The 22596-nt window shown below is 66.1% G+C and carries 19 protein-coding genes and 1 tRNA gene; 8 read left to right on the plus strand and 12 right to left on the minus strand.

What is annotated here, in order from left to right:
* Positions 1-57: 57 nt before the first annotated feature.
* Positions 58-1782 (minus strand): cytochrome c biogenesis protein DipZ, encoded by a 1725-nt coding sequence (locus tag C3E77_RS10935; RefSeq protein ID WP_108391662.1) that lies wholly within the window; start codon positions 1780-1782, stop codon positions 58-60.
* 219 nt (positions 1783-2001) lie between these two features.
* Here C3E77_RS10935 and C3E77_RS10940 point away from each other — a divergent pair, with 219 nt between their 5' ends.
* Positions 2002-2658 (plus strand): fasciclin domain-containing protein, encoded by a 657-nt coding sequence (locus tag C3E77_RS10940; RefSeq protein ID WP_108391663.1) that lies wholly within the window; start codon positions 2002-2004, stop codon positions 2656-2658.
* Between the two features lie 122 nt (positions 2659-2780).
* Here the strand turns inward: C3E77_RS10940 and C3E77_RS10945 are convergent, their stop codons facing one another.
* A complete protein-coding gene (locus C3E77_RS10945; RefSeq protein ID WP_234031193.1) occupies positions 2781-4343 on the minus strand; it encodes a bifunctional phosphatase PAP2/diacylglycerol kinase family protein in 1563 nt (520 codons plus the stop codon).
* 60 nt (positions 4344-4403) lie between these two features.
* Positions 4404-5033 carry a DNA-directed RNA polymerase subunit beta gene (locus C3E77_RS10950; RefSeq protein ID WP_108393284.1) on the minus strand — a complete coding sequence of 210 codons (630 nt, stop codon included), beginning with the start codon at positions 5031-5033 and terminating at the stop codon, positions 4404-4406.
* 103 nt (positions 5034-5136) lie between these two features.
* Here C3E77_RS10950 and C3E77_RS10955 point away from each other — a divergent pair.
* Positions 5137-5209, plus strand: a tRNA-Lys gene (locus tag C3E77_RS10955).
* A gap of 291 nt (positions 5210-5500) precedes the next feature.
* On the opposite strand, the gene C3E77_RS15445 is transcribed toward C3E77_RS10955, so the two are convergent.
* Both C3E77_RS15445 and C3E77_RS10960 read right to left on the minus strand, forming a co-directional pair.
* Positions 5501-5659: a hypothetical protein gene (locus C3E77_RS15445; RefSeq protein WP_162924983.1), complete on the minus strand. Its 159-nt coding sequence runs from the start codon at positions 5657-5659 to the stop codon at positions 5501-5503.
* 21 nt (positions 5660-5680) lie between these two features.
* Complete coding sequence (locus C3E77_RS10960) at positions 5681-6613, minus strand: LysR family transcriptional regulator (RefSeq protein WP_108391664.1); 933 nt, start codon at positions 6611-6613, stop codon at positions 5681-5683.
* A gap of 73 nt (positions 6614-6686) precedes the next feature.
* On the opposite strand from C3E77_RS10960, the gene C3E77_RS10965 reads away from it, so the two are divergent.
* Complete coding sequence (locus C3E77_RS10965; RefSeq protein WP_198412139.1) at positions 6687-7637, plus strand: EamA family transporter; 951 nt, start codon at positions 6687-6689, stop codon at positions 7635-7637.
* On the opposite strand, the gene C3E77_RS10970 is transcribed toward C3E77_RS10965, so the two are convergent.
* From C3E77_RS10970 to imuA', 3 genes are read right to left on the minus strand one after another with little or no spacing between them, the layout of a single operon-like run.
* Complete coding sequence (locus tag C3E77_RS10970) at positions 7551-10976, minus strand: error-prone DNA polymerase (RefSeq protein ID WP_108391666.1); 3426 nt, start codon at positions 10974-10976, stop codon at positions 7551-7553. The genes C3E77_RS10965 and C3E77_RS10970 overlap by 87 nt on opposite strands.
* A 23-nt stretch (positions 10977-10999) precedes the next feature.
* Positions 11000-12568, minus strand: coding sequence for a DNA polymerase Y family protein (locus tag C3E77_RS10975; RefSeq protein ID WP_108391667.1), 1569 nt, complete (start codon positions 12566-12568; stop codon positions 11000-11002).
* Positions 12565-13302 (minus strand): DnaE2-dependent mutagenesis accessory factor ImuA', encoded by a 738-nt coding sequence (gene imuA', locus C3E77_RS10980; protein ID WP_232528961.1) that lies wholly within the window; start codon positions 13300-13302, stop codon positions 12565-12567. Before imuA' ends, C3E77_RS10975 begins: the two co-directional genes overlap by 4 nt.
* 240 nt (positions 13303-13542) lie before the next feature.
* Here imuA' and C3E77_RS10985 point away from each other — a divergent pair, with 240 nt between their 5' ends.
* From C3E77_RS10985 to map, 3 genes are all read left to right on the plus strand, one after another.
* Positions 13543-14709 (plus strand): methyltransferase, encoded by a 1167-nt coding sequence (locus C3E77_RS10985; protein WP_234031194.1) that lies wholly within the window; start codon positions 13543-13545, stop codon positions 14707-14709.
* Positions 14710-14750: 41 nt separating this feature from the next.
* Entirely contained in the window at positions 14751-15242 is a 492-nt protein-coding gene (locus C3E77_RS10990) for an FBP domain-containing protein (RefSeq protein WP_108391668.1), read from the plus strand.
* 67 nt (positions 15243-15309) lie between these two features.
* Positions 15310-16089 carry a type I methionyl aminopeptidase gene (gene map, locus C3E77_RS10995; RefSeq protein WP_108391669.1) on the plus strand — a complete coding sequence of 260 codons (780 nt, stop codon included), beginning with the start codon at positions 15310-15312 and terminating at the stop codon, positions 16087-16089.
* 19 nt (positions 16090-16108) lie between these two features.
* On the opposite strand, the gene C3E77_RS11000 is transcribed toward map, so the two are convergent.
* Positions 16109-17038 (minus strand): aldose 1-epimerase family protein, encoded by a 930-nt coding sequence (locus C3E77_RS11000; RefSeq protein WP_108391670.1) that lies wholly within the window; start codon positions 17036-17038, stop codon positions 16109-16111.
* Positions 17039-17094: 56 nt separating this feature from the next.
* Positions 17095-17904 carry a DeoR/GlpR family DNA-binding transcription regulator gene (locus C3E77_RS11005; RefSeq protein WP_108391671.1) on the minus strand — a complete coding sequence of 270 codons (810 nt, stop codon included), beginning with the start codon at positions 17902-17904 and terminating at the stop codon, positions 17095-17097.
* A gap of 102 nt (positions 17905-18006) precedes the next feature.
* Here C3E77_RS11005 and galT point away from each other — a divergent pair, with 102 nt between their 5' ends.
* Both galT and galK read left to right on the plus strand, forming a co-directional pair.
* On the plus strand, positions 18007-19128 hold the full coding sequence (gene galT / locus C3E77_RS11010; RefSeq protein ID WP_108391672.1) for a galactose-1-phosphate uridylyltransferase: 1122 nt from the start codon (positions 18007-18009) through the stop codon (positions 19126-19128).
* Complete coding sequence (galK, locus tag C3E77_RS11015; RefSeq protein WP_108391673.1) at positions 19125-20297, plus strand: galactokinase; 1173 nt, start codon at positions 19125-19127, stop codon at positions 20295-20297. The genes galT and galK overlap by 4 nt, the downstream gene beginning before the upstream one ends.
* 137 nt (positions 20298-20434) lie before the next feature.
* Here galK and C3E77_RS11020 read toward each other — a convergent pair whose 3' ends face one another.
* Together C3E77_RS11020 and glyA are read right to left on the minus strand one after the other, a co-directional pair.
* Complete coding sequence (locus C3E77_RS11020; protein WP_108391674.1) at positions 20435-21316, minus strand: bifunctional methylenetetrahydrofolate dehydrogenase/methenyltetrahydrofolate cyclohydrolase; 882 nt, start codon at positions 21314-21316, stop codon at positions 20435-20437.
* Between the two features lie 3 nt (positions 21317-21319).
* A complete protein-coding gene (gene glyA / locus C3E77_RS11025; protein WP_108391675.1) occupies positions 21320-22591 on the minus strand; it encodes a serine hydroxymethyltransferase in 1272 nt (423 codons plus the stop codon).
* Between the last annotated feature and the right edge of the window lie 5 nt (positions 22592-22596).

Raw genomic sequence — 22596 nt, forward strand, 5'->3', positions numbered from 1 at the left:
CGCTCAGAGCGGCGAATATTGGAGCCCGGGGTTACTGCGGCCCGGCCATTCACCAGTCTACCCAAAGGTGAATGAAAACGCCTCGACACCGGCGCCGACCTTGACATCGAGGGTTCCGGCCTCTATGCCTTTCGTCTCCACCAGCAGATATGAGGTCGGCGTACCGGTGACCTCGATGACCTTTGTCTTGCCGTTCACATCAAGCGTCACACTGCCTTCGCCCGCGAGAACCATCCGCACCTCACTCGCCGTGTAGTTCAGTCGAACAGAGGCGTCGGCCCCGGTGGGGGTGACAGCCTGCGTTCCGACATCCCATTCACCAGACAACGCGAAGGCGTCCTTCGGGAGCTTGTCCGGGAATCGATACTCCCGTTGTCCCTTCGTGTACTTCTCCTCGCCGGCGAAGTTCACTTTCTTCGTCGACCCCAGGTAGGTCTCGGGCGTCGTTGCGCCGCTGTCCGGGGTGTCATCAGCGACATCGGTTGCCGTCGGCAGGGTGACATCCGGGTCAGCCTTTGTGAGCAACTCCCTGATGTGCTTCTCTGTCGTCTCATACCCGCCCTCGCCCAGCTTGATGTGGCGAACCGTGCCGTCGGCATCGATGAGATAGGAGGCGGGCCAATAGCGGTTGCGGTAGTTCGTCCACGTCGAGAGGTTGTTGTCGATGGCGACCGGGTAATCGATGCCGAAGTTCTTCGCCCCAGCCTGAACGTTATTGACCTCTTTTTCGAAGGCGTACTCGGGCGCATGAACGCCGATGACCTCGAGCCCGGCATCGCGGTATGCGTCGTACCACGCCGTGACGTGGGGCAGCGAGCGCTGGCAGTTGATGCAGGAGTATGCCCAGAAGTCGACGAGGACCACCTTGCCCCTCAACTGGTCGAGGGAGACTGCCGCGTTGTCCGTTGTATTGAACCACTCGGTGATTCCGGTGAGCTCGGGGGCAGTGCCGCAGCTCTCGAGTTCGGCGCCGCCGTTCGAGCACTTATCGAGGTCGCGGTTCTCGTCGGTCACGATGCCGCCGAGGTTGAGGGCCTCCTGGACCTCATCCGACTCGTTGATCTGGTTCTGGATGGCGCTCGTGTAGTCGGGAACGAGACGCTGAAGCAGCTGCGGAACGTTGAACACGAGCCCGATGGCCAGGGCGATCATGACGATACCGCCGGTGAGACGAATGGCGGACTGGTGCTTGCGGAAAGTCTTGACCCGCTCACCGACCCGACGGCCGGCGAGTGCGAAGACGAGGAGCGGGATGGCGGCACCGATCGCGAACGAGAGGGTGAGGACGACGGTGTCAGCACCGATTTGCCCGGTTGATCCTGCGACGGTGATGGCGGCGAGCACCGGGCCGGCGCACGGCACGTAAACGGCGCCAAGGGCGATGCCGAGGCCAAACCCGGAGCGATCGGTTCCGACATTCTTCTGCGGGATCTTCGAGAACGGCTTCTCGAGAATGTGCTGGAACTTCGGCACGATGAGGCCGACGCCGATGAGCACGAGGACGACAATTCCCGCCCAGCGAAGGAAGTCCTGCGGAAGGTTGAGGAGCGCGAGCAGGAGCGATCCGAGCAACGTGAAGAGGCTGAAACTGACAACGAGTCCCGCGATGACCAGGTAGGGACGGAGGGACTGTGCCCGCGCGAGAACCTTTCCTTTCTCGTCGGTCGGTCTGGCGCCCTGGACGCCGCCAGACAAGAAGATGACCGGCAGGACGGGAAGGATGCAGGGTGAAATACCCGTGATCAATCCGCCGAGCAGGCCGATGAGGGCGAGCGTGAACATGGTGCCTCCGTAAGTGGTTGAAGGCTCTTCGGAGCGGGGGTCGAATCCGATTGGAGTGGGGGACGACACCGCGATAATCGGGCCGAAACGGTGCGGCCCCGAACTTTTTTGGAAATCTTCCAAACCTTTGGGCATCCGGCTCCGAATGAACCTTCACAGCCGCACAGCACGTGGCATGGGGGTCGGGACACTCGGCCACAACTGAAGGAGAACCAGCTCATGAAAACCAAGCGCAACACACTCGCAGCACTGTCGCTGTTGGCCATCACGGCCTTCGGACTGACCGCCTGTTCCTCAAGCATGGAGCAGGAGCCGGCCACCGACTCTGGCGGATCAGAGTCGAGCGAGTCGGCCGAGCCGATGGAGGAAATGGACCCGGCCGCGAACCTCGTCGGCGCCGGATGTGCCGACTACGCAGAAATGGTTCCGGAGGGCGCAGGCTCTGTCGTCGGCATGAGCCAGGACCCCGTCGCGGTCGCAGCCGGAAACAACCCGCTGCTCACCACCCTCACCGCGGCCGTATCCGGCCAGCTCAACCCGGACGTAAACCTTGTCGACACGCTCAACGGCGACGAGTTCACGGTCTTCGCTCCGGTGGATGACGCCTTTGCGATGATCGACCCGGCAACCATCGAGACGCTCAAGACCGACTCGGAGATGCTCACCTCCATCCTGACCTACCACGTCGTTCCCGGCCAGGTCGCTCCCGACGAGATCGCGGGCGAGTGGGAAACCGTACAGGGCGGAATGGTTGAGGTCACCGGCGAGGGCGACGAGCTCATGGTCAATGACGCATCAGTCATCTGCGGTGGAGTTCAGACCGCCAACGCGACCGTGTACCTCATCGACACGGTCCTGATGCCGCCGACCGAGTAGACACTCGCGGTCTCCTGACCGCACCACAGACGAAAGACCCGCTGCTCACCCGAGGCAGCGGGTCTTTCCTGTGTTAGGCGGTAACGGCGCCCGCCTGTGTCGGATGCCGGCGAGCTCGTTGGTCAGGCTGCCGGCGGGCAGTACACGTCGAGCGCCCCCTCGACCAGCCTGACCGTTGACCGGAAATCACGAGTCGCGGCATCCGGATCCACGTCCTCCGCCTCGCCGTCGTGCGCAAAGCCCGCGGTCTGGCCGGGTTTGGGCCACACGGTCACCGAGAGCGATTCCGTGGTGAACGACTCCACCCCGCCAGGCCGAATCACGCCGACCGCCCGAAGAACCGCGCTCGACCTGCGCCCGAATGCCAGCGATGCCACGGCCTGCACGCGAGATCCAGCCGGCAGGATTCGAACGTCGAGCACCCCGTCGTCCAGTCGTTTGCGGGACAGCGGAGCGGGGACATCCGGCTCGTTGCGGTTGACGCCCGCGAACACCGACCACACGTCGCGTCGCTCCCCGTCGATCTCAAGAGTGACGGGCTCCTCCCGGCGGATCACCCTGATGGCGGCGACAACCGCCGAGAGCCACTTACCGAGCCTGTGTTCGAGTCCTTCCCGCTCCAGCACGAACTCGGGATAAATCCCGATCGATGCCACGTTGAGCACGGTGATCGGTGCACCGTCGTCGAGCCGTAATTCAGCCACGTCGACGCGGGCCCCTGCCCCCGACGCGACGGCGTCGAGGGCGTCGTCGACCGAATCGACTCCCACCGCGCGGGCAAAGTGATTGAACGTACCGCCCGGGATCACCACGAGCGGAAGCCCCGCCTTTCTGGCAGTGTCAGCGGTCGCCGAGACAGTTCCGTCGCCTCCGCACACCCCGAGGATGCGTGGCGGATGGGCGGATGCCAGTGCCTCGGTGATCACCGCATCCGGCGTATCGTCGTCGGCCAGGATGTGTACGCGCGCGTGGGGCATCCGTTCGCCGATGCGCGTGAGGGGATCCGTCCGGCCAACGACATCTTTACCCGACGACGGATTCGCCACGATGAAAACTCCGTCACCCGACGGCGCGGCGGGGAGCGCGATGTCGATGCCGCCCTCGCGGACGACCCTGGGCACTGGCGCGGGGACGAGCGCTTTGCCCGCCGCTGCAACGCCCACGCCGATCGCCACGCCGCCGAGAACGTCGGAGAACCAGTGCGCACCGGTGTGCACCCGCGAATACGCCACGGCGCCGGCGACCGGTGCGACGGCGAGGCCGAGCGCCGGGTGCTCGAGGGCGACCCCCGTGGCGAACGCAGCCGCGCTGGCTGCGTGGCCCGAGGGGAACGAGGGGGATTCGGGCGAACGGTGAAGGCGACGACCGATCGGGATGTCCTTCGTCAGCGGCCGGTCGCCGCCGAACAGCTTCTTGCCGACGAGATTGGCCACAGCACTCGCGACGGTCAGCGAGAGCAGACCCCTGAGCGCCGCCCGGCGCTGGCCCATGGCCAGAAGTCCTCCCCCGATGGCGAACCAGAGCACGCTCCGATCGGCGGATCTGGAGAGATGACGGAGGGCCGAGTCGACAGCCTGCGGCGCACCGCGGGCGTTGATGCGTCGTCCCGCCCTGGCATCGCCCTTGCGAACCCATGCGGGAAACAGCATCATTCGCCGCCACCGTGCGGCTGGAGTTGAACTCATTCGTCCAGAGTAATGAGTGGAACGCGTTTTCAGCCGCGATCGGGAGTTCTTATCGCCCGGTCAGTCCAGAGATTCCTGGCGCCAGAGGCGTGCGCAGCTCGTCAGGTCCTGGGCGAGTGTCGAGAGCCGGAGGGCACGCGTCGTGAGGTCAAGCGACCTGACCGGTTCGGCAGCGTCAGCGTCGTCGGCGACGCTCGCGCATCCGGCAGCCGACACCCGGCAGAATGCCGCAGCGCGTTCGAGCGCAACGGCGAAGTCGCCCTCGAACAACCCGCGAAGAATCTGATCAGCCAGTGTGACGATCTCCGTAGGACCCGTTGGGATGGATGCACCGGCAACAACCGGGTCGATGGTCTGCATCACTTCGGTCCCCCGTGTGAAGAGGAAACTGGCCGAGTGCGGGTCTTCGCGGATCATGAGCTGCAGCAGGTAGATGCGCCAGAGTGCGCCTGGCAGGCTGCGGGGCGTTGCGTGCGACCACAGTTCGGCGATCGCATCGATGCCGTTTTCTTCCGTGTACGCGACGAGCCGGTCGATGACGCCTGGATCGGGATCGTCCCGCACCCGGGACAACAGCGCCACCGCGGTCTCATGCGCGATCCGGCTCGACTCCGCAGGATCGATACCACCGACGAACGATTCGAAAACCCGCCCGGGGAACTTGGTTGGCTTGTGGAAATCTTCAGCCATCTGCATCCGCCTCTCTCATCGCAAGGTTCAACGTTACTCCGCGGAAAGTATGCCCAAGTGGTCAAATCACTCAGCGGGAACCGGTAGATTAGAGGGGTTGTTGGGGCCTCTAGCTCAGTTGGTAGAGCATCGGACTTTTAATCCGCGGGTCGCCGGTTCGAGCCCGGCGGGGCCCACCCTCGCGAAATGCTCGCGGCATTGCCGCGATTCACCCGGCGCTGGCGTCGCCCAGTTGGCCTTGGCGACTGAACGCATCGCAGCACGACGGTTCCCGTTACGACGACGCCCGGTTAACAGGAGATCGCACGCCTTTAAGGATCAAATCGTCGATTTCATCCTGCTAATCGCACTATTTCCTGCGATGCAGGCGAGCGGATGCCACGGCGCACGTCGTCAACAACGCAAAGGCCGATGGACTGTCACCGGCGCCGTCGCGCGCCGCACTGTGGCGACGCAAGTGGGACGTTCTATCGCTTGGCGAGAACGTGGGCCGGGATCGCGAATGCAATCGAGACAACAATGATGCCGGCGAAGAAGATGATGGCCTGGAAGCTCGTCACCGTGAACGCCAGAGCGAAGAGGTAGATGCCGACGAGGAACAGCACGATAGAGAACGCGAAAGCCATGTGCCCAGTGTAACCACCTTCTCAACCCTCGCGCGGCACGTCCTGGCCTGCTCCCCCGCGGGCAACGAGGGCCTCGAGTTCGCGACGCACGAGCTGCAAACCGGGATTCGCGGTCGTCGAGCGGCGCCACGCCAGTTCGACCTGACGGTACGGCACCGGGTCGACGATCGGAACGGCGACGACGGTCGGCGGAAGGAGGTCGCGTCCGAGCCTCGGCACGAGTGCGACGGCCGCCTGTTGCTCCACGAACGCGACGTGGGTGGAGAAGTCACCGTCGTAGTAGGCGATCTTTGCGCGGTGTCCGGCGCCGGCGAACAGCTGGGTGAGTCCCTCGTGGCAGATCGTGCCGACCGGGGTCGAGACCCAGGTCTCCTCGGCGATGTCGGCGGGCGTGACCGCGTCCCGGGACGCGAGCGGATGCTCAGCGTGGAGCAGGACGTCGACCCGGTCAACGCACAGCGCCGTCGCGGTCAACGACGCAGGCACGTCGAGGGCGACGGTGCTCCAGTTGTGCACGAGGGCCAGTTCGGCGCCGCCTCTTTCGACGAGGGCGAGGCTGTCCCACGGGTCCAGTTCGATGAGCGTGAGCGCGAGATGGGGCGCGATCCGGCTGAGTCGGCCGAGGAGCGGTGCGATGAGCCCGCGGTTTGCAGTGGAGAACGAGGCGATCCGCAGGGTGCCGTGAATGGGCGCATCGGGCAGCTGGGCGAGGCTTTCCAGTTCCTCGAGGTCGGCGAGCAGCGCGACCCCTTTTTCCGCCAGCAGTCGCCCGTGCTCAGTGAGCAAAACGCTGCGGCCGACCCGCTCCAGGAGTTTCGCGTTGATCTGCCCCTCGAGCCGCTTCACCTGCTGGGAGACAGCGGACGGAGTAAAGCCCAATGACTCGGATGCCGCGACAACGGTCCCGTGATCGCGGACAGCGATGAGCGCACGCAGGTTCTCCAGATCGATCATAAAGCGATGCTACGTGGTCAGCGGAAGAAAGCATTGCTTGTTGCACGTGGTCCGTAACGGAACGATGGGAACCGTGACCCTCAAACACAGCCTGCTCGCCTTGCTCGTCGCCCTGATCTGGGGACTCAACTTCGTCGTCATCGATGAAGGGCTCGACGGGATGCCTCCGCTGCTGTTCGTCGCGCTGCGCTTCGTGCTCGTCGCCATTCCCGCCGTGTTCTTCATCCGGCCGCCTCAGATCGGCTGGAGGAACATCCTGGCCATCGGCTCCTTCCTGAGCTTCGGGCAGTTCGCGCTGCTCTACCTGGCCCTTCACCTCGGCATGCCGGCCGGCCTCGCCTCGCTGCTCCTCCAGACCCAGGTCATCCTCACCGTCCTGATCGCGGCCGGTGTCCTCGGCGAACGCCCGACGCCACGCCAGTTGATCGGCGTAGTGGTCGGAACTCTCGGGCTCGGGATCGTTGTCGTCGGGCACAGCATCGTCGCTCCCTGGGTGCCGCTCGTCATCACGTTGGGCGCCGCTCTGTCGTGGGCGATCGGTAACGTGCTCAGCCGCCGCGCGAAGGTGGCATCCGGGCTCTCGCTCGTCGTCTGGTCAGCGCTGGTCGTCCCGCTGCCGAGCGCCGCGCTCGCGGTTCTGCTCGATGGGCCGGATGCCGTTGGGTACGCACTCACTCACCTGTCACTGGTCTCCATACTGAGCACGCTGTACACGGCGGTCGCCGCATCACTGGTCGGGTACGGCATCTGGAACTCGCTGATGGCGCGGTATCCGACCAGTGCCGTTGTTCCGTTCACTCTTCTCGTGCCCGTCATCGGTATCGCTGCGGCGTGGCTGGTGCAGGGCGAAGTGCCCACCCTGACCGAGATTCTCGGCGGTGCTGTCATGCTCGCCGGCCTCGCCACCGCGGTGATCACCACGGGCAAGGGCTCCGGATCACTGAAAGTCCCGCGACCGGGTGCTCGCACTGAGCGGAAGCTGTTCAATCCGGTCGGCAAGCAGGTTGACGATGCCCTCGGGTGAGCGTTCGAGGATTCCGCGCACGATCATCGCCGGTGCCTCGCGCGCCGTTCGCCGGTAGCGTCCCCAGACGCCGACGCTGCAGATCACGTTGACGAGGCCCGTCTCGTCTTCGAGATTCATGAAGGTGATGCCGCTCGCCGTCGCCGGTCGCTGCCGATGGGTGACGACACCGCCGACCTCGACCCTGCGTCCGGACTCCGCCGTCTGCAACTGCCCGGCGCTCAACACACCGCGCTCGGCGAGCGCCGAACGCACGTGTCGGATCGGGTGATCATCGGGAGTGACCCCGGTTGACCAGAGGTCGTTGACCACCTGCTCCTCATCGGTGAGCATGGCGAACAGTGGAGGCTGGACGGCGATGTGGCTGCCGTCGAGCTGGTCGGGTCGTTCCTGCGAGGCCTGGGCGGAATCCCACAACGCGCCGCGTCGAGAGAGTCCCATGCTGTCGAACGCTCCGGCCGCTGAGAGCGCCTCGAGCTGGGCAGAGTTGAGCCCCACCCGCCGTGCGAGGTCACGCATGTCGCGGTATGGCCCGCCTCGTTCGCGCTCGGTGACGATCTGTTTCGCCTTGCGCTTTCCGATCGAGGTGACCTCGGCGAGTCCGAGGCGCACGACGTATGCGCCGTCCCTGCGGTGATCGCCCGGGTCGAACGGCGCATCCCTGTCGAACGGCTGCACAGTGGGCTGTTCGGTCTCGATGCACGGATCGAGGCCGGTGGTCCGAACGACGCCGCGAACACCGTCGAGGGGTTCGAGTTCCGCCTCGACACCGGAAAGCTGGATATCGGGCCGCCGGGTCTCGACACCGTGACGGCGAGCATCCGCAACGAGGGACTGGGGTGAATAGAACCCCATCGGCTGCGCGCGGAGCAGTGCGGCGAGAAACGCCGCCGGGTAGTGCAGGCGCATCCACGCGCTCGCGTACACGAGCAGCGCAAAACTGATCGAGTGGCTTTCGGCGAAACCGAAGCTCGCGAAAGCCTGGATCTTTGAGTAGATCGTGTCTGCGTCAGCGCCCGTGATGTTGTTCTCTGCCATGCCCGCGTACAACTTCTCCTTGAGTGAACCGATCTTTTCCTGCCCACGCTTCGATCCCATGGCCCGTCGAAGCAGGTCGGCGTCTTCGCCCGTGCACCCGCCGACGACCATGGCCATCTGCATCAACTGCTCCTGGAAGAGCGGAACACCGAGGGTGCGCTCGAGCACCGGCTCAAGGTTGGGGTGAAGGTAAGTCACCTCTTCCACTCCCGTTCGCCTCCGGATGTACGGGTGCACGGCACCACCCTGAATCGGGCCGGGCCTGACCATCGCGATCTGGATCACGAGGTCGTAGAAGCTCCTCGGTTTCAGCCGCGGCAGCATGCCCATCTGCGCGCGGCTCTCCACCTGGAACACCCCGACGCTGTCTGCTCGGCAGAGCTGGTCGTAGACACCCTGCTCTTCCTTCGGCATCGACTGGAGGTCCCACCGTTCACCGCAGTGTTCATCGACGAGATCGAAGGAGTACTGCAGCGCGGCGAGCATGCCGAGACCGAGCAGGTCGAACTTGACCAGCCCCATCCAGGCGCAGTCGTCTTTGTCCCACTGCAGAACTGTCCTGCCGTCCATCCGCGCGTGCTCGATCGGGCAGACCTCTCCGACGGGCCGGTCGGTGAGCACCATTCCCCCTGAGTGGATGCCGAGATGGCGGGGGAAGGTCAGCACCTGGGAGGCCAGGTCGATGACGGGCGCCGGAATGTCGTGGTCGTCGCTCGAGGTGAGCGCGCCCCACCGTTCCACCTGTTTCGACCAGGCATCCTGCTGGCCGGGGCTGTGGCCGAGCGCCTTGGCCATGTCGCGCACGGCGAACTTCGGCCGGTAGGTGATCACGTTCGCTACCTGGGCGGCGTTGAACCTGCCGTATTTCTCGTAGACGTGCTGGATCACCTCCTCACGGCGATCCGAATCGAAGTCGACGTCGATGTCGGGTTCTTCCTCGCGCATGCTGGAGAGGAACCGCTCGAACGGCAGGCCGTACTTGATCGAGTCGACGGCGGTGATGTCGAGCAGGTAACAGACAGCGGAGTTCGCGGCGGATCCGCGCCCCTGGCACAGAATGCCGCGACCGCGGGCGAACTGAACGATCTCGTAGACGATGAGAAAGTAACCGGGAAAGTCTTTTTGCTCGATCACGTCGAGCTCGCGTGCGATCCGGTCGGTGACCGCGGCGTCGGCGTTCGGGTACCGCCTGGCCGCACCCTGCCAGGTCAGTTCTCGCAGCCAGCTCATCGGGGTGTGTCCGTCGGGAACCTCCTGGAGCGGAAGCCCCGGCTTCACACTCCGCAGCCGGAACGCGAGCTGGTCGGCGATCTCAACGGTGCGCGCAACCGCGCCAGGGTACCGGGCGAACCGCCGGGCCATCTCGGCACCGCTCCGCAGATGGTGCGAGCCGGATGCCGGCAGCCAGCCATCGAGGTCGTCAAGGCTCCTGCGGGCGCGCACGGCGGCGAGGGCTGAGGCGAGGTGATGCTGGGCGGGGGTGGCATAGTGCGCGGCCATCGTCGCGACCACGGGCAGGTCGAGTTCCTCGGCGAGCGCAGCGAGGACGTCGTTGTGCGCGGTGTCGAGCGGGTTGCCATGGTCGAAGAGCTCGACGACGACGTTCCCCGCACCGAACAGCCTGACCAGTTCGTCGAGTTCGCGGCGCGCGCCGGCTTCGCCCTCGGCAATGAGGGCTCGCCGAACGGCGCCCTTGCGGCATCCGCTCAGCACAAGCCACGTGCCGTCTGCCGCTGAGGCGAGGTCCTCGATGTCGTAGCTCGGCTTGCCCTTCTCGGCGCCCGCGGCAAGCTGCGCCGAGGTGATCGCGCCGGCGAGCCGGTGGTAGCCCTCTTCCTTTCGGGCGAGGACGACGAGGTGGGTCCCCTCCGGGTCGGCTTCGCCGTTCTGTGGCTTGCTCAGGCCGAGCGAGAGTTCGGCACCGAAGATCGTCTTGAGCTCGGGATGTGCCTCCGCCGCTTCGGCGAGGTGCACGATGCCGTAGAGACCGTCATGGTCGGTGAGGGCGAGCCCGTGCAGACCCAGTCGAACGGCTTCCTCGACCAGGTGCTCGGGTGAGGATGCCCCGTCGAGAAAACTGAAATTGGAGTGGCTGTGCAACTCGGCGTAGCCGACGACCGTCTCAGCGGGCGGCGCTTCAACGGGAACAGGGACGTATGGCAACCGTTTCCGTGACCAGGCAGGACTGTCACCGCCGTCGGCACCAACCGGCGGTGCATCCGGCGATGTATCCGGCCCTGACAGGTCGCTCAGCGAGCGTTCGAACTCCGACCAGGAGATCGGGGGGTTATGCCAGCCCATGACAACCGTCCTCCCTGAACTGTTCAGTCATAGCGGGCCTCCGCCCACCAGCCGGAGTCGTCGAGCACGAGCAGCCACGCCGCCCCGGTGTCATCGACGAGCTGGAAGCGGTTCAGCCGGGTTCCGCCACCGTCCCACCAGCGTTCAGCGACCGGCCACGGGCCCGTCCACGCACTGACAGCGACCGCGGCCTGTCCGTGCGGAGCAAAGCCGACGGGGACGGCAGACAATTCACCACGCTCATCGACACCGATGTCGTGCCCATCTGCGGCCTGCACGACAACCCGCTGCCGTTCCGGAAATACTGTGGCGGGCGGCGGGCCTGGCAGCTTGCCAGGCCACGGCAGCTCCTGCGACGCCCGGACCGATGCTTCTCCCCCTGGTGGAAGGTCACCCCACGGAACGAGGACCCGGCGATCGGAGGGCTGGCGACCACCGGCAATTCGAGCGGTGAGCACACCGGCGTGCCCGACCATGCCCTGCACACGGGACAGCCCCGAGTGGATGCGTTCATCTGTAGCGCCGCCGTACAGGCCGGCTTCGTGGTTGCCGGCCGGATCGACACTCTCCGCTTCGACCCGGAGCGATGAGATAGCGCTGCTCAGCCCGCTGTCGGCCATCCCCGCACCCTGCAACTGCCAGCGGACGCGGTCGAGCACATCACCGGCGGTGAACCATCGAGGGTGCAACCAGGTACGCGAACGCACGTCGCCGCCCTCGGTGCGCACCTCGATACGGATGGCCGTTGCCACGAGCGAGGACACCTGCAGTCGTGACACAAACTCTTCAGCTGCCGCACGAAAAGCGAAGGCGACCTGGTCGACCCGGTCAAGCGGCGGCTCGAATTCGACGACGCTCGAGTGATCGGCCGGTGGCACCCTGGCGTCGACGTCGCTCGGGTCGAAACCTGACGCGAGCCGGTGGGCAAGAATCCCGTCTGGACCGAAGCGGTCACGCACCTGCATGGCGTCGAGGGCGGCGAAGTCACCGAGCGTCCGAATGCCCAGCCGCTGGAGCAGGACGGCAAGCTCAGGTCGTTCGAGAATGTCGACACCGAACGCGGCAAGGAACTCGGGTGAGCGCCCAGCGGGAACTATGCGGATGGCATCCGTTTCTCTCGATGATGGGAGCTTCGCTGCCTGCCCCGCGGCGAAGGGCCCGTCGGCGATGCCGACCCGCGCGTCACGCACTCCGACGGCGTTGAGGGTATCGAGCAACGCCTGTGCCGCCTGTCGTTCGCCGCCGTAGTAGCGACTCGGCCCGCGTGCACGCATGACGCAGGTACCGGGGCGGGAGAGCTGGACCCCTGGCACGATCTGTTCGACGGCGGCAATGACCGGCTCGAACGCCCGGTGATCGAGCACGGGATCGTACGGCAGCGCGATCAGCCCCGTGCTCCGCGACTGCGCTTCGCGCACCCGCAGGCCGCGACGGACCCCTTCGCTGCGAGCCGCTGCCGAGCAGGCGAAAACTTCGCCACGATCGATCAGGGCGAGCGGAACATCTGCACCGAACCCATGTTCGATAGCTGCCGCGTTTGTCGGCCAGTCAGGGCACCACAGCAGGATGGTGCGGATGGGAGCCGCGGTCATGATGCCGCCGCTTCGTGATGCGACTGACGGACCGCTGGAACCCCGGCGAGGCCCGCCGACCGGATCGACTGCTCACTGTCGGGAAGCCACATCTGCTTGCGGCGCGGTTTGCCGGCGAGCGTGCGCCCGGTCACAGCGACGGTCACCCTGCGAGCGGCGAGATAACCGTGGCCGTCGCCGAGTCCCATCCAGCGATCGTCGGTCACCCGCAGCGTTGCCTCGCTCTGTGGCCAGTCGCCGAGCGCGACGAGCGTTGATCCACGCTGGCGCAGCCGCGAACCCAGACGTGACACTTCTGCGGCAGAGACGGATGCCGGTGGGCGCGCGAGGACAACAGTGACAACGTCTGCGAGCGCCGCCGTGACCTGCAGCCACTGGTCTCCCGGCTCAGGAACGAGAACAAGCCGGTCAAGATCGATGCCCGCTGCCGCGGCCGCTTCGACACCGAGCGACGGCACACCGACGACACCGCACCACGCGCCGGCGGCACTGGGACCGGCGAGGAGGGCAAGGGCGAGCGTCGTCGATTCGAGCACCGAGTATGCCGTGCCGGCACGAAGCACTCCGCCGGGCAGAAGTTCGGCGACACCGGGCGATGTCGGGAGTCCGTGCGAATCTATCCGGGTAGTTTGCATCCCCCGGATGCGCGCCTGCAGCTCGGCAACCTGGCTCGCCACAGCGTTCGATCCCGCGGCGAATGCCGGGGGTCGAACAGGAGCAACAGCGAGGGACATGGGTTAATAGTCGAACAGATATTCGATAAAGTCAATCGGGGAATCCCGCCCGGGAGAGTCGGAATTCCAGGGCACACACGCCCGCTGGGCGACGCACAAAAACGGCAATGAAGAAGCCTTCGACGAGCGCTTTCAGCCGCGTCGAAAGGCCACGCTTCTCGTCCCGTCCGCTTCCCCACAGCTCCCCCTGTCATACTGAAATTCAAGCTCCGACAGGCATGATGCCGCGAATTGAGACAGATGCCCGAACGGACGAACGACCCAATGACCGGTGACGCCGTCGAACCCCCACCTCTCAGGTGGCTCGACCACGGCATCGAACACTCAGCTCTGTGGCGCTCCGAGAGCGGCTGGCCAGCACCGGCATCCGTCGTGACCGGAGACGACTCGATGACGGCCGAGACCGCCCTGCGGCTCGCATCCACCGGCACGGCCATCCTCTGGACCGGCGATTTCCACAACGCCAAACAGTTGCTCGCCGCAATGGGCAAGCGCCTGGGCACACCAGTCCCACCCAGGAACGACGACATCACCGCCGCCTTCCAGCGCTCGCGCGTCGACGCACTGCGGCGTTCGACGCTGCTCGGGATGCTGCTCGTTCCGGTGTCAGCGGACGGCACGATTCCGCTGCGCCGCTCCCCCGACATCCGCCAGGCCATCGCTCACGCCTGGGGTCCCGCCATCGAGGCATCCGTCGTCTCCCTCCGTGAACTGCTCGGCGTCATCGGCGCCGAGGAATGGCGCACCCGGGGCATCGACGTTCCAGCGCTCGGCGCGAAGATCCACCCGCACTACGGGGTCTTCTCCCCCGTGCGCGGTGAGTACCTCGACCTGGTGGCGAACGCGCCCCTCCCGCCGAACGCGTCGACAGCTTTCGATATCGGAACAGGCACCGGCGTACTCGCGGCGCTGCTCGCGCACCGAGGCATCCGTCACATCGTCGCCACCGACCAGGACCCGCGGGCTCTTGCCTGCGCGACAGAGAACCTCGACCGGCTTGGCTTCGGACCCGCCGTCACCGTCGAGAAGACCGATCTCTTTCCCGACGGCCGCGCCGACATCGTCGTCTGTAACCCACCGTGGATCCCGGCCACCCCGAAGGTTGCAACGGACTATGCCGTCTACGACGAGGGCGGGCGGATGCTGGCGGGCTTCCTTTCCGGTCTTGCCGAGCACCTGACCCCGGATGGCGAGGGCTGGCTCGTGATTTCGGATATCGCCGAACGCCTCGGCCTGCGTTCGCGCGGAGACCTGCTCGATGCCATCGAGGACGCCGGCCTCGCCGTGATTGCCCGGATGGACACCCGTCCGACACACTCACGCGCAACCGACAGGACTGACCCGCTCAACGCCGCGCGTGCCGCCGAGGTCACGTCGCTCTGGCGCCTCAGGGCGGATCGACCCTAGCGCGCTCCACTGCCTCCGGCTCTCAACTCCCAGGACAGAACATGCTTCCCCTCACCCACAAAGACATCACCACCTCATTCATCAACGCGTCACGCAGCCAGGTCAGTGACCTCACCCTGCCCGAAGATTTCGAGTCGCTCGACTGGGACAACCTCGACTTCCTCGGCTGGCGCGACCGCAAACTCCCGCGCCGGGGCTATGTGATCGTGCAGCGCGACAACGGACCGGTCGGCATCCTGCTGCAGCGGGCAGAGGCCAAACCGCGGGCGCGGGCGCAGTGCTCGTGGTGCCAGGACATCACCCTCGAGGACGACGTCGTGTTTTACGCCGCACGTCGCGCGGGTAAGGCCGGACGCAACGGCAACACGATAGGCACACTCGTCTGCGCCGACTTCGGGTGCTCCCGCAACGCGCGCAAGCTGCCGTCCGTCGCCTACCTGGGTTTCGACGTCGAGGCGGCACGCGACAAACAGATCAACACCCTGCGCGAGCGGGTGCAGGGTTTCGTCGCCGAGGTCGGTGCGGACGAGTAACCCTCTCGCGCTGCTCGTGCAGGTGGGAAGCATATTATGGCGAGGACAGTCATTGAGAGGGCGCCGCATGATCGAGATTCTGAATCCCACCGAACTGACCAGGGCGAGGGTCACGGGCACCCTGGTCGCTGACATCCTGTACGGGCTGAAAGACCGGGTAACGGTCGGGACGAATCTTCTGGACATCGACCGCTGGGCCCAGAAGATGATCATCGATGCCGGAGCAGAATCCTGCTACGTCGACTACGCCCCATCCTTTGGACGCGGCCCGTTCGGCCACTACATCTGCACCGCCGTCAACGACGCCGTGCTGCACGGTCTCCCCCACGATTACCGGCTCGCCGACGGTGACCTGCTGACGCTCGACCTCGCCGTCCTGAAGGATGGCGTCGCTGCGGATTCCGCCATCAGCTTTATCGTGGGCGACTCGAAGCCCGCTGAGAGCGTCGCGTTGATCACCGCGACCGAACGGGCGCTGGTCGCGGGAATTGCCGCGGCAGGCCCAGGAGCACGGATCGGCGACATCTCCGCCGCGATCGGCGCAGTGCTCACCGAGGCCGGCTACCCGGTCAACACCGAGTTCGGTGGCCACGGCATCGGCTCGACCATGCACCAGGACCCACACGTGCCCAACATGGGTCGTGCCGGACGCGGCTACACGCTGCGCCCGGGCCTCCTGCTCGCTCTCGAGCCCTGGGTAATGGCAGACACCGACAAACTCGTCACAGACGCCGACGGGTGGACGCTCAAGAGCGCGACCGGATGCCGGACGGCACACAGCGAGCACACGATAGCCATCACCGATGACGGGGCCGAGATCCTCACGCTGCCGACGGTGCGACGGTAGCGCCAGGCGCTGCACGACGCTAGACCGGCGCGAACCCGTCGGCCCGCACTCCCCAGCTGGCTTCCCAGGTTTCACCCGGCGCGAGCCAGCGGATGCCACGGCCCGAGTTGAAGGCATCGACCGGCGCCGTCATCGGTTCGATTGCGACGGCCTTCGACTGACCGGGGTAGAGCTCCGTGGTGAACACCTGCCAGTACCGGAAGTTCTCGTCGCCCCACACCGTGACCGAACGACCATCGGGTGCCGTGATCGAGTGTTCGGATACTCCGTCGGTGATCACGGGGTCCGCAAATCCCGCATCGAGGTCGAGGTCGCCCAGCCGAACGCCACCGCGAAGGTCGAACGGCGTTCCATCGACGGGCGTCTCTCCCGTCGGCAGGGACCGGTCATCGACATCGATGTGGGTGGCCGCGTGAAGGGTGACCGTGAGATCCTCCGGCTCCACGTCTCCGATGGTGAAGAACGGGTGGGTACCGACCGCGACGGGAGCCGCGGCATCCGTCCGGTTGGTGATCGTGTGGGTGACCTCGATACCAGCGTCGACCAGCCGATAGGTGACGGCGGTATCGAGCAGGAACGGATAGCCGGACTGCGGGAAGACCCGCGCCTCGAGCCTCAGCGTCGATTCGGTGCGCGCCGCAACCGAATACGGGCTGAATCGCAGCAGACCATGACTCGCGTTGTTCTTCTTCGGCTCGGTCAGGGCGAGTTGCTGCTCGGCGCCGTCGAGGAGCCAGCGACCGTCACGGATGCGATTGGGCCAGGGCACGAGGACGATGCCGCTGGCCAGCGGCCGCTGCACTCCCGCGTCGTACGGCGGCACGATGTCGACACCGTGAACGCTCAGTCGGCGGATGCCCGCGGCCACCTGGGTGATCGTCGCTCTGACGTTTCCACCCGATGGGGTGTCAAGACTCAGGTCGAACTGCTCACCGGTGACTGCGGTCATGGACCCACGCTCCTCGTTGTTGTGTGCAAAAAGCGTAGCGCCAGACCACCGAAGGGTCACGCGGTGAGAACCTCGACACCGGCTGCGCTGAGATCTGCCAGCACCGCGGCATCCGCCCCGTCGCTCGTCACGAGAACGTCGACGGCGTCGATTCCGGCGACGGCGCCGAGGCTGACCTGGCCGAGCTTGGAGGCGTCGGCAAGCACGACAACGCGGTCGGCCGACGACACCATCAGCTGCTTCACCTCGGCCTCGGGGAGGTTGACGTTCGTCACTCCCGCGACGGGATCGACCCCGTTGCAACCGATGAAGGCGATGTCGGCGTGCACCTGCTCGAGCACCGTGCGCGCGAGCGGGTGCACGAGGGAATGCTGAAGCGGCCGCAGCGCTCCCCCGGTGACGATGACCGTAAAACGGGGAATCTGGGCCTCGAGCTCGAGCGCGATATTGAGCCCGTTGGTGATCACCACGAGATCCTCGAGGTCGTCGCGCTCGGCGAGCGCCTTCGCCGTGGCGAGCGCCGTGGTGCCCACATCGAGAAGTACGCTCTGGCCACTCGAGACGAGTGCAGCGGCACGGCGGCCGATGCTCTGCTTGGCGAGTGCGGATGCTTCGAGCGACGTTTCGAAACTCGCTTCGCGTGCGCGCTGGCCGCGGGGCACCGCTCCTCCGTGAACGCGCCGGATCGCGTGACCGTCGTCGAGCGCGGCGAGGTCGCTGCGCACGGTGACCTCGCTCACCCCGAACGTCTCGCTGAGGTCGGACACCCGGAGGAAGCCGCTCGTGGCGATCAGCTCGGCCATCCGTTCGCGCCGAACGAGAGCGGGAACGGTGTCGCTGGCACCGCGAGCGGTCGAATCGGTCATGCGCTCATCTTCAGTTAGTTTCGTTTAGTTGTCAATGATGGGCCCGAAGCTTAGAATTGCTTCCACTTGTGAAAGCCCGGCGTGCGGAAGGCAGCCAGAACCATGACTTCGATTACCTCCACCTCCGACGTCCTCGCGGACGGGCGCGAGATCATCTACTTCGATGATGCCGACACGACCCTCGGCCCCGACCGCGCGCCTGACGCGCGCGACCTGCCTGATCGACCTGCCACCGCGAGCATGCGGCAGGATCCGCTGACCGGCGAATGGGTGTCGATCGCGTCAGCACGCCAAAGCAGGGTCTTCCTGCCCCCAGCGCACCTCGACCCGCTGGCCCCGCAGACCGAGACCAACCCGTCCGAGGTGCCGAGCAACTACGACGTCGCCGTCTTCGAGAACCGCTCACCGTCGTTCGGCCCGCTACTCGAGGACGAGAATGCCCCGCGTGGGCTCGACGACCTCACCGAGATCGGCATCGGCCGCATCCGCACGTCAGTCGGTCGCTGCGAAGTCGTCTGCTTCAGCCCGGAGCACGAGGGATCGTTCGGTTCACTGAGCCGCTCGCGTGCCCGTACGGTGATCGAGGCCTGGGCGTCCCGCACCGCGGCGCTCAGCGCCCTGCCCGGCATCGAGCAGGTGTTCCCGTTCGAGAACCGGGGAATCGAGATCGGTGTGACGCTGCGTCACCCGCACGGCCAGATCTATTCGTACCCGTACGTGACCCCGCGCACCCAGCGGCTGATGGCATCCGTCGAGAGTTACGGCCCGACCCTGTTCGCCGACATCCTCGCGAGTGAGCAGGCCGGTGAGCGCGTCGTTCTCCAGGGCGAGCACTGGACGGCGTTCGTTCCGTTCGCCGCACGGTGGCCGATCGAGGTACACATGCTGCCGCACCGCCACGTCGCCGACTTCGCTGGCACCACCGACGAGGAACGCGATGAGCTTGCCGTACTGTACCTGCGGCTGCTGCGTGGCATCGACGCACTCTACGAGACCCAGACCCCGTACATCGCTGCGTGGCACCAGGCGCCGGTGAACGTCGGCCGTGACAACATCCGTCTGATGCTGCAACTGACATCGCCGCGTCGCGCAGCCGACAAACTCAAGTACCTCGCCGGATCAGAGGCTGCCATGGGAGCCTGGATCGGCGACATCCCGCCCGAACAGACAGCGCAACGAGTACGTGAGGCGATTGCTCTCGCCGACAAGGAGACCCCCGTATGACGAACATCACCGAACTGGCCGAACGCGCAACTGCCGGGTTCGCCTCCCGCTTCGATGGCGCGACTCCGGCCGGTGTCTGGCAGGCTCCCGGCCGGGTGAATCTCATCGGCGAGCACACGGACTACAACGACGGGTTCGTGTTCCCGTTCGCGATCGATCGGTCGACGGTCGTTGCTCTCGCCCCGCGCGCTGACCGCACAGTGCGGGTCACGTCGGCATTCAGCGACGAGGTCGTGACCGTCGAGCTCGATGCCATCACCCCCGATGCCCTCTCCGACTGGTCGGCGTACCCGCTCGGTGTCGTCTGGGCGCTCGGCGAATTCGGTGCGGACCTCACCGGGGTCACCGGGTTCGACGCGTTCATCGACTCGGACGTGCCGATCGGCGCAGGCCTCTCGTCGTCTGCAGCGATCGAGTGCGCCATCGCCGTTGCCCTCAATGACACCTGGCAGCTGGAGTTGAACCGCGAGACCCTCGCGAAGGTCGGCCAGCTCGCCGAGAACAAGGCTGTCGGAGCACCGACCGGCATCATGGACCAATCAGCCTCGCTGCTCGGCAAGAAGGACGCCGCGGTGTTCCTCGACTGCCGCAGCCTCGATGCTGAAGTCATCAACCTCGGTTTCGAAGCTGCCGATCTCGTGCTGCTCGTGATGAACACCCGGGTGTCACACGCGCACGCAACGGGCGGTTACGCCGCTCGACGCTCTTCCTGCGAACGCGGGGCCGCCGAGATGGGCGTCTCCTCGCTGCGCGACCTTGACGTGGATGACCTGCCGCGGGCAACCGAGGTGCTCGATGACGAGACACTGCGCCGGGTGCGCCACATCCTCACGGAGAACCGTCGCGTGCTCGACACGGTGCGCACGCTGCGCCTCGAGGGGCCGACGGCGATCGGTGACCTGCTCGTGGCATCCCACGTCTCCATGCGTGACGACTTCGAGATCTCGGTCCCGGAACTCGACCTCGCCGTCGAGACAGCTCTCGCGTCTGGCGCGATCGGCGCTCGCATGACCGGTGGCGGCTTCGGTGGCGCGGCAATCGCGCTCGTCCGCACCGCTGACCTTTCGTCGGTGTCGGATGCCGTCATGCGCGCGTTCTCGGACGCCGCGTTCACGGAACCGGAACTCTTCACCGTCACCGCGGCGGATGGCGCGAGCCGGGTGAGCTGAGCCGCAGCTGCCCCGATTGCGGGTTAGCGCGCCGACCGCGGTAGTTCCCGTGCCCGCGCTGCAGAAACATCTGCAGCGCGGGCACGGAACTGTAGCGCTCGCGGGTCCTCCGCGAACATCGAGGCGCGCTTGGGTGGCTACGGGTTGAGGCGCTCAGCGGTGTCGACGACGTTGGTGAGCAGCTGCACACGTGTCATCGGCCCGATGCCACCCGGGTTCGGCGAGATCCATGACGCCACCTCAGCAGCGGCAGGGTCGACGTCGCCGACGACACGGCTCTTGCCGGTCTCCGGGTCAGTCTCACGACTCACGCCGACGTCGAGCACGATGGCGCCCGGCTTGACGGCCGAGGCCTTGACGATCCCGGGAACCCCTGCCGCGGCGACGATCACGTCCGCCGTGCGCAGCAGATCGTCGAGCCCGACGGTGCCGGTGTGGGTGAGGGTGACCGTCGCGTTGTACTCACGACGAGTGAGCAGCGGACCGATGGCACGACCGACCGTGACGCCCCGACCCACGACGACGACGTGCTTGCCCGCGAGGTCGATTCCGTGCCGCTGCATGAGCTCGATGGCACCGCGCGGCGTGCACGGCAGCGGCGTCAAGATCGGCCGGTTGACGTTGAGTACCAGCCGGCCAAGGTTCGTCGGGTGCAGCCCGTCTGCATCCTTCTCCGGGTCGACCCGTTCGAGGATCGCGTCGGTGTCGAGGTGCGGAGGCAGAGGGAGCTGAACGATGTAACCGGTGCAGCTCGGGTCGGCGTTGAGCTCGTCGAGCACAGCCTCGAGTTCTTCCTGGCTGATCGACTCGGGCAGGTCACGGCGGATCGACTCGATGCCGACCTCGGCGCAGTCTTTGTGCTTGCCCGCGACGTACCACTGCGATCCGGGGTCTGACCCGACGAGGACGGTGCCGAGGCCGGGCACGACCCCTCGTTCGCGGAGTGCTGTGACGCGCTCCTTCAGCTCGGACTTGATGACCGATGCGACGGCCTTACCGTCGAGGATCTGCGCCGTCATCGACTACTGAACCAGGCCGGGGTAGAGCGGGAACGCCTCGGTGAGTGTCGCAACGCGCGCGCGAAGCGACTCAATGTCGGCGCCGGGCTGAAGCGCGGTGGCGATGACGTCGGACACCTCGGTGAACTCGGCGTCGCCGAAACCGCGGGTGGCGAGCGCCGGCGTACCGATGCGGAGTCCCGATGTGACCATCGGCGGGCGCGGATCGAACGGAACAGAGTTTCGGTTGACGGTGATCCCGACCTCGTGGAGGGCATCCTCTGCCTGCTGGCCGTTGGTCTCAGAGTTACGGAGGTCGGCGAGCACGAGGTGCACGTCGGTGCCACCGGTGAGGACATCGACGCCCGCTGCGCGCGAGTCATCCGCTGTCAGGCGCTCGGCAAGAATCCGAGCGCCGCTGAGGGTGCGCACCTGGCGGTCCTTGAACTCGGGCTGCGCGGCGAGGAGGAACGCCGTGGCCTTGGCGGCGATGACGTGCATGAGCGGTCCGCCCTGCTGGCCGGGGAAGACGTTTGAGTTCAGCTTCTTGGCGAGCTCCATGTCGCGACTGAGGATGAAACCGGAGCGGGGACCAGCGAGGGTCTTGTGCACGGTCGACGACACAACGTCCGCGAACGGAACCGGGGACGGGTGAAGGCCCGCGGCAACAAGTCCAGCGAAGTGGGCCATGTCGACCCAGAGCTTGGCACCGACCTCATCAGCGATGGCACGGAAGGCGGCGAAGTCGAGCTGACGCGGATACGCGGACCAGCCGGCGATGATGACCTGCGGCTTGTGCTCGAGGGCCTTCTCGCGAACGACGTTCATGTCTACGAGGAAGGTCTCAGGGTCAACACCGTACGAGACGGCGTTGTAGAGCTTGCCGGAGAAGTTGAGCTTCATGCCGTGGGTGAGGTGACCACCGTGGGCGAGCTCGAGGCCGAGAATGGTGTCGCCTGGCGTCGCGATCGCCGAGAGCACTGCCGCGTTGGCGCTAGCGCCCGAGTGGGGCTGAACGTTGGCGAACTCGGCACCGAACAGGCTCTTCGCACGCTCGATGGCGAGCGACTCAGCGACGTCGACGTACTCACAGCCGCCGTAGTAGCGGCGTCCGGGGTAGCCCTCGGCGTACTTGTTGGTGAGCACACTGCCCTGGGACTGCAGGACCGAGACGGGAACGAAGTTCTCGCTCGCGATCATCTCGAGGTAGTTGCGCTGGCGGCCGAGCTCGTTCTCGAGAACGGCGGCGATTTCAGGATCGACCTCGGAGAGAGGTGCGTTGAATGTTGAAGACAAAACTG

The organism is Mycetocola zhujimingii (assembly GCF_003065425.1).
GTDB lineage: Bacteria > Actinomycetota > Actinomycetes > Actinomycetales > Microbacteriaceae > Mycetocola_A > Mycetocola_A zhujimingii.

Coding starts and splice junctions, on each gene's coding strand:
- C3E77_RS10935 (WP_108391662.1), bottom strand. CDS start 1,782: ATGTTCACGCTCGCCCTCATCGGCCTGCTCGGCGGATTGATCACGGGT.
- C3E77_RS10940 (WP_108391663.1), top strand. CDS start 2,002: ATGAAAACCAAGCGCAACACACTCGCAGCACTGTCGCTGTTGGCCATC.
- C3E77_RS10945 (WP_234031193.1), bottom strand. CDS start 4,343: ATGAGTTCAACTCCAGCCGCACGGTGGCGGCGAATGATGCTGTTTCCC.
- C3E77_RS10950 (WP_108393284.1), bottom strand. CDS start 5,033: ATGGCTGAAGATTTCCACAAGCCAACCAAGTTCCCCGGGCGGGTTTTC.
- C3E77_RS15445 (WP_162924983.1), bottom strand. CDS start 5,659: ATGGCTTTCGCGTTCTCTATCGTGCTGTTCCTCGTCGGCATCTACCTC.
- C3E77_RS10960 (WP_108391664.1), bottom strand. CDS start 6,613: ATGATCGATCTGGAGAACCTGCGTGCGCTCATCGCTGTCCGCGATCAC.
- C3E77_RS10970 (WP_108391666.1), bottom strand. CDS start 10,976: ATGGGCTGGCATAACCCCCCGATCTCCTGGTCGGAGTTCGAACGCTCG.
- C3E77_RS10975 (WP_108391667.1), bottom strand. CDS start 12,568: ATGACCGCGGCTCCCATCCGCACCATCCTGCTGTGGTGCCCTGACTGG.
- imuA' (WP_232528961.1), bottom strand. CDS start 13,302: ATGTCCCTCGCTGTTGCTCCTGTTCGACCCCCGGCATTCGCCGCGGGA.
- C3E77_RS10985 (WP_234031194.1), top strand. CDS start 13,543: ATGCCCGAACGGACGAACGACCCAATGACCGGTGACGCCGTCGAACCC.
- C3E77_RS10990 (WP_108391668.1), top strand. CDS start 14,751: ATGCTTCCCCTCACCCACAAAGACATCACCACCTCATTCATCAACGCG.
- map (WP_108391669.1), top strand. CDS start 15,310: ATGATCGAGATTCTGAATCCCACCGAACTGACCAGGGCGAGGGTCACG.
- C3E77_RS11000 (WP_108391670.1), bottom strand. CDS start 17,038: ATGACCGCAGTCACCGGTGAGCAGTTCGACCTGAGTCTTGACACCCCA.
- C3E77_RS11005 (WP_108391671.1), bottom strand. CDS start 17,904: ATGACCGATTCGACCGCTCGCGGTGCCAGCGACACCGTTCCCGCTCTC.
- galT (WP_108391672.1), top strand. CDS start 18,007: ATGACTTCGATTACCTCCACCTCCGACGTCCTCGCGGACGGGCGCGAG.
- galK (WP_108391673.1), top strand. CDS start 19,125: ATGACGAACATCACCGAACTGGCCGAACGCGCAACTGCCGGGTTCGCC.
- C3E77_RS11020 (WP_108391674.1), bottom strand. CDS start 21,316: ATGACGGCGCAGATCCTCGACGGTAAGGCCGTCGCATCGGTCATCAAG.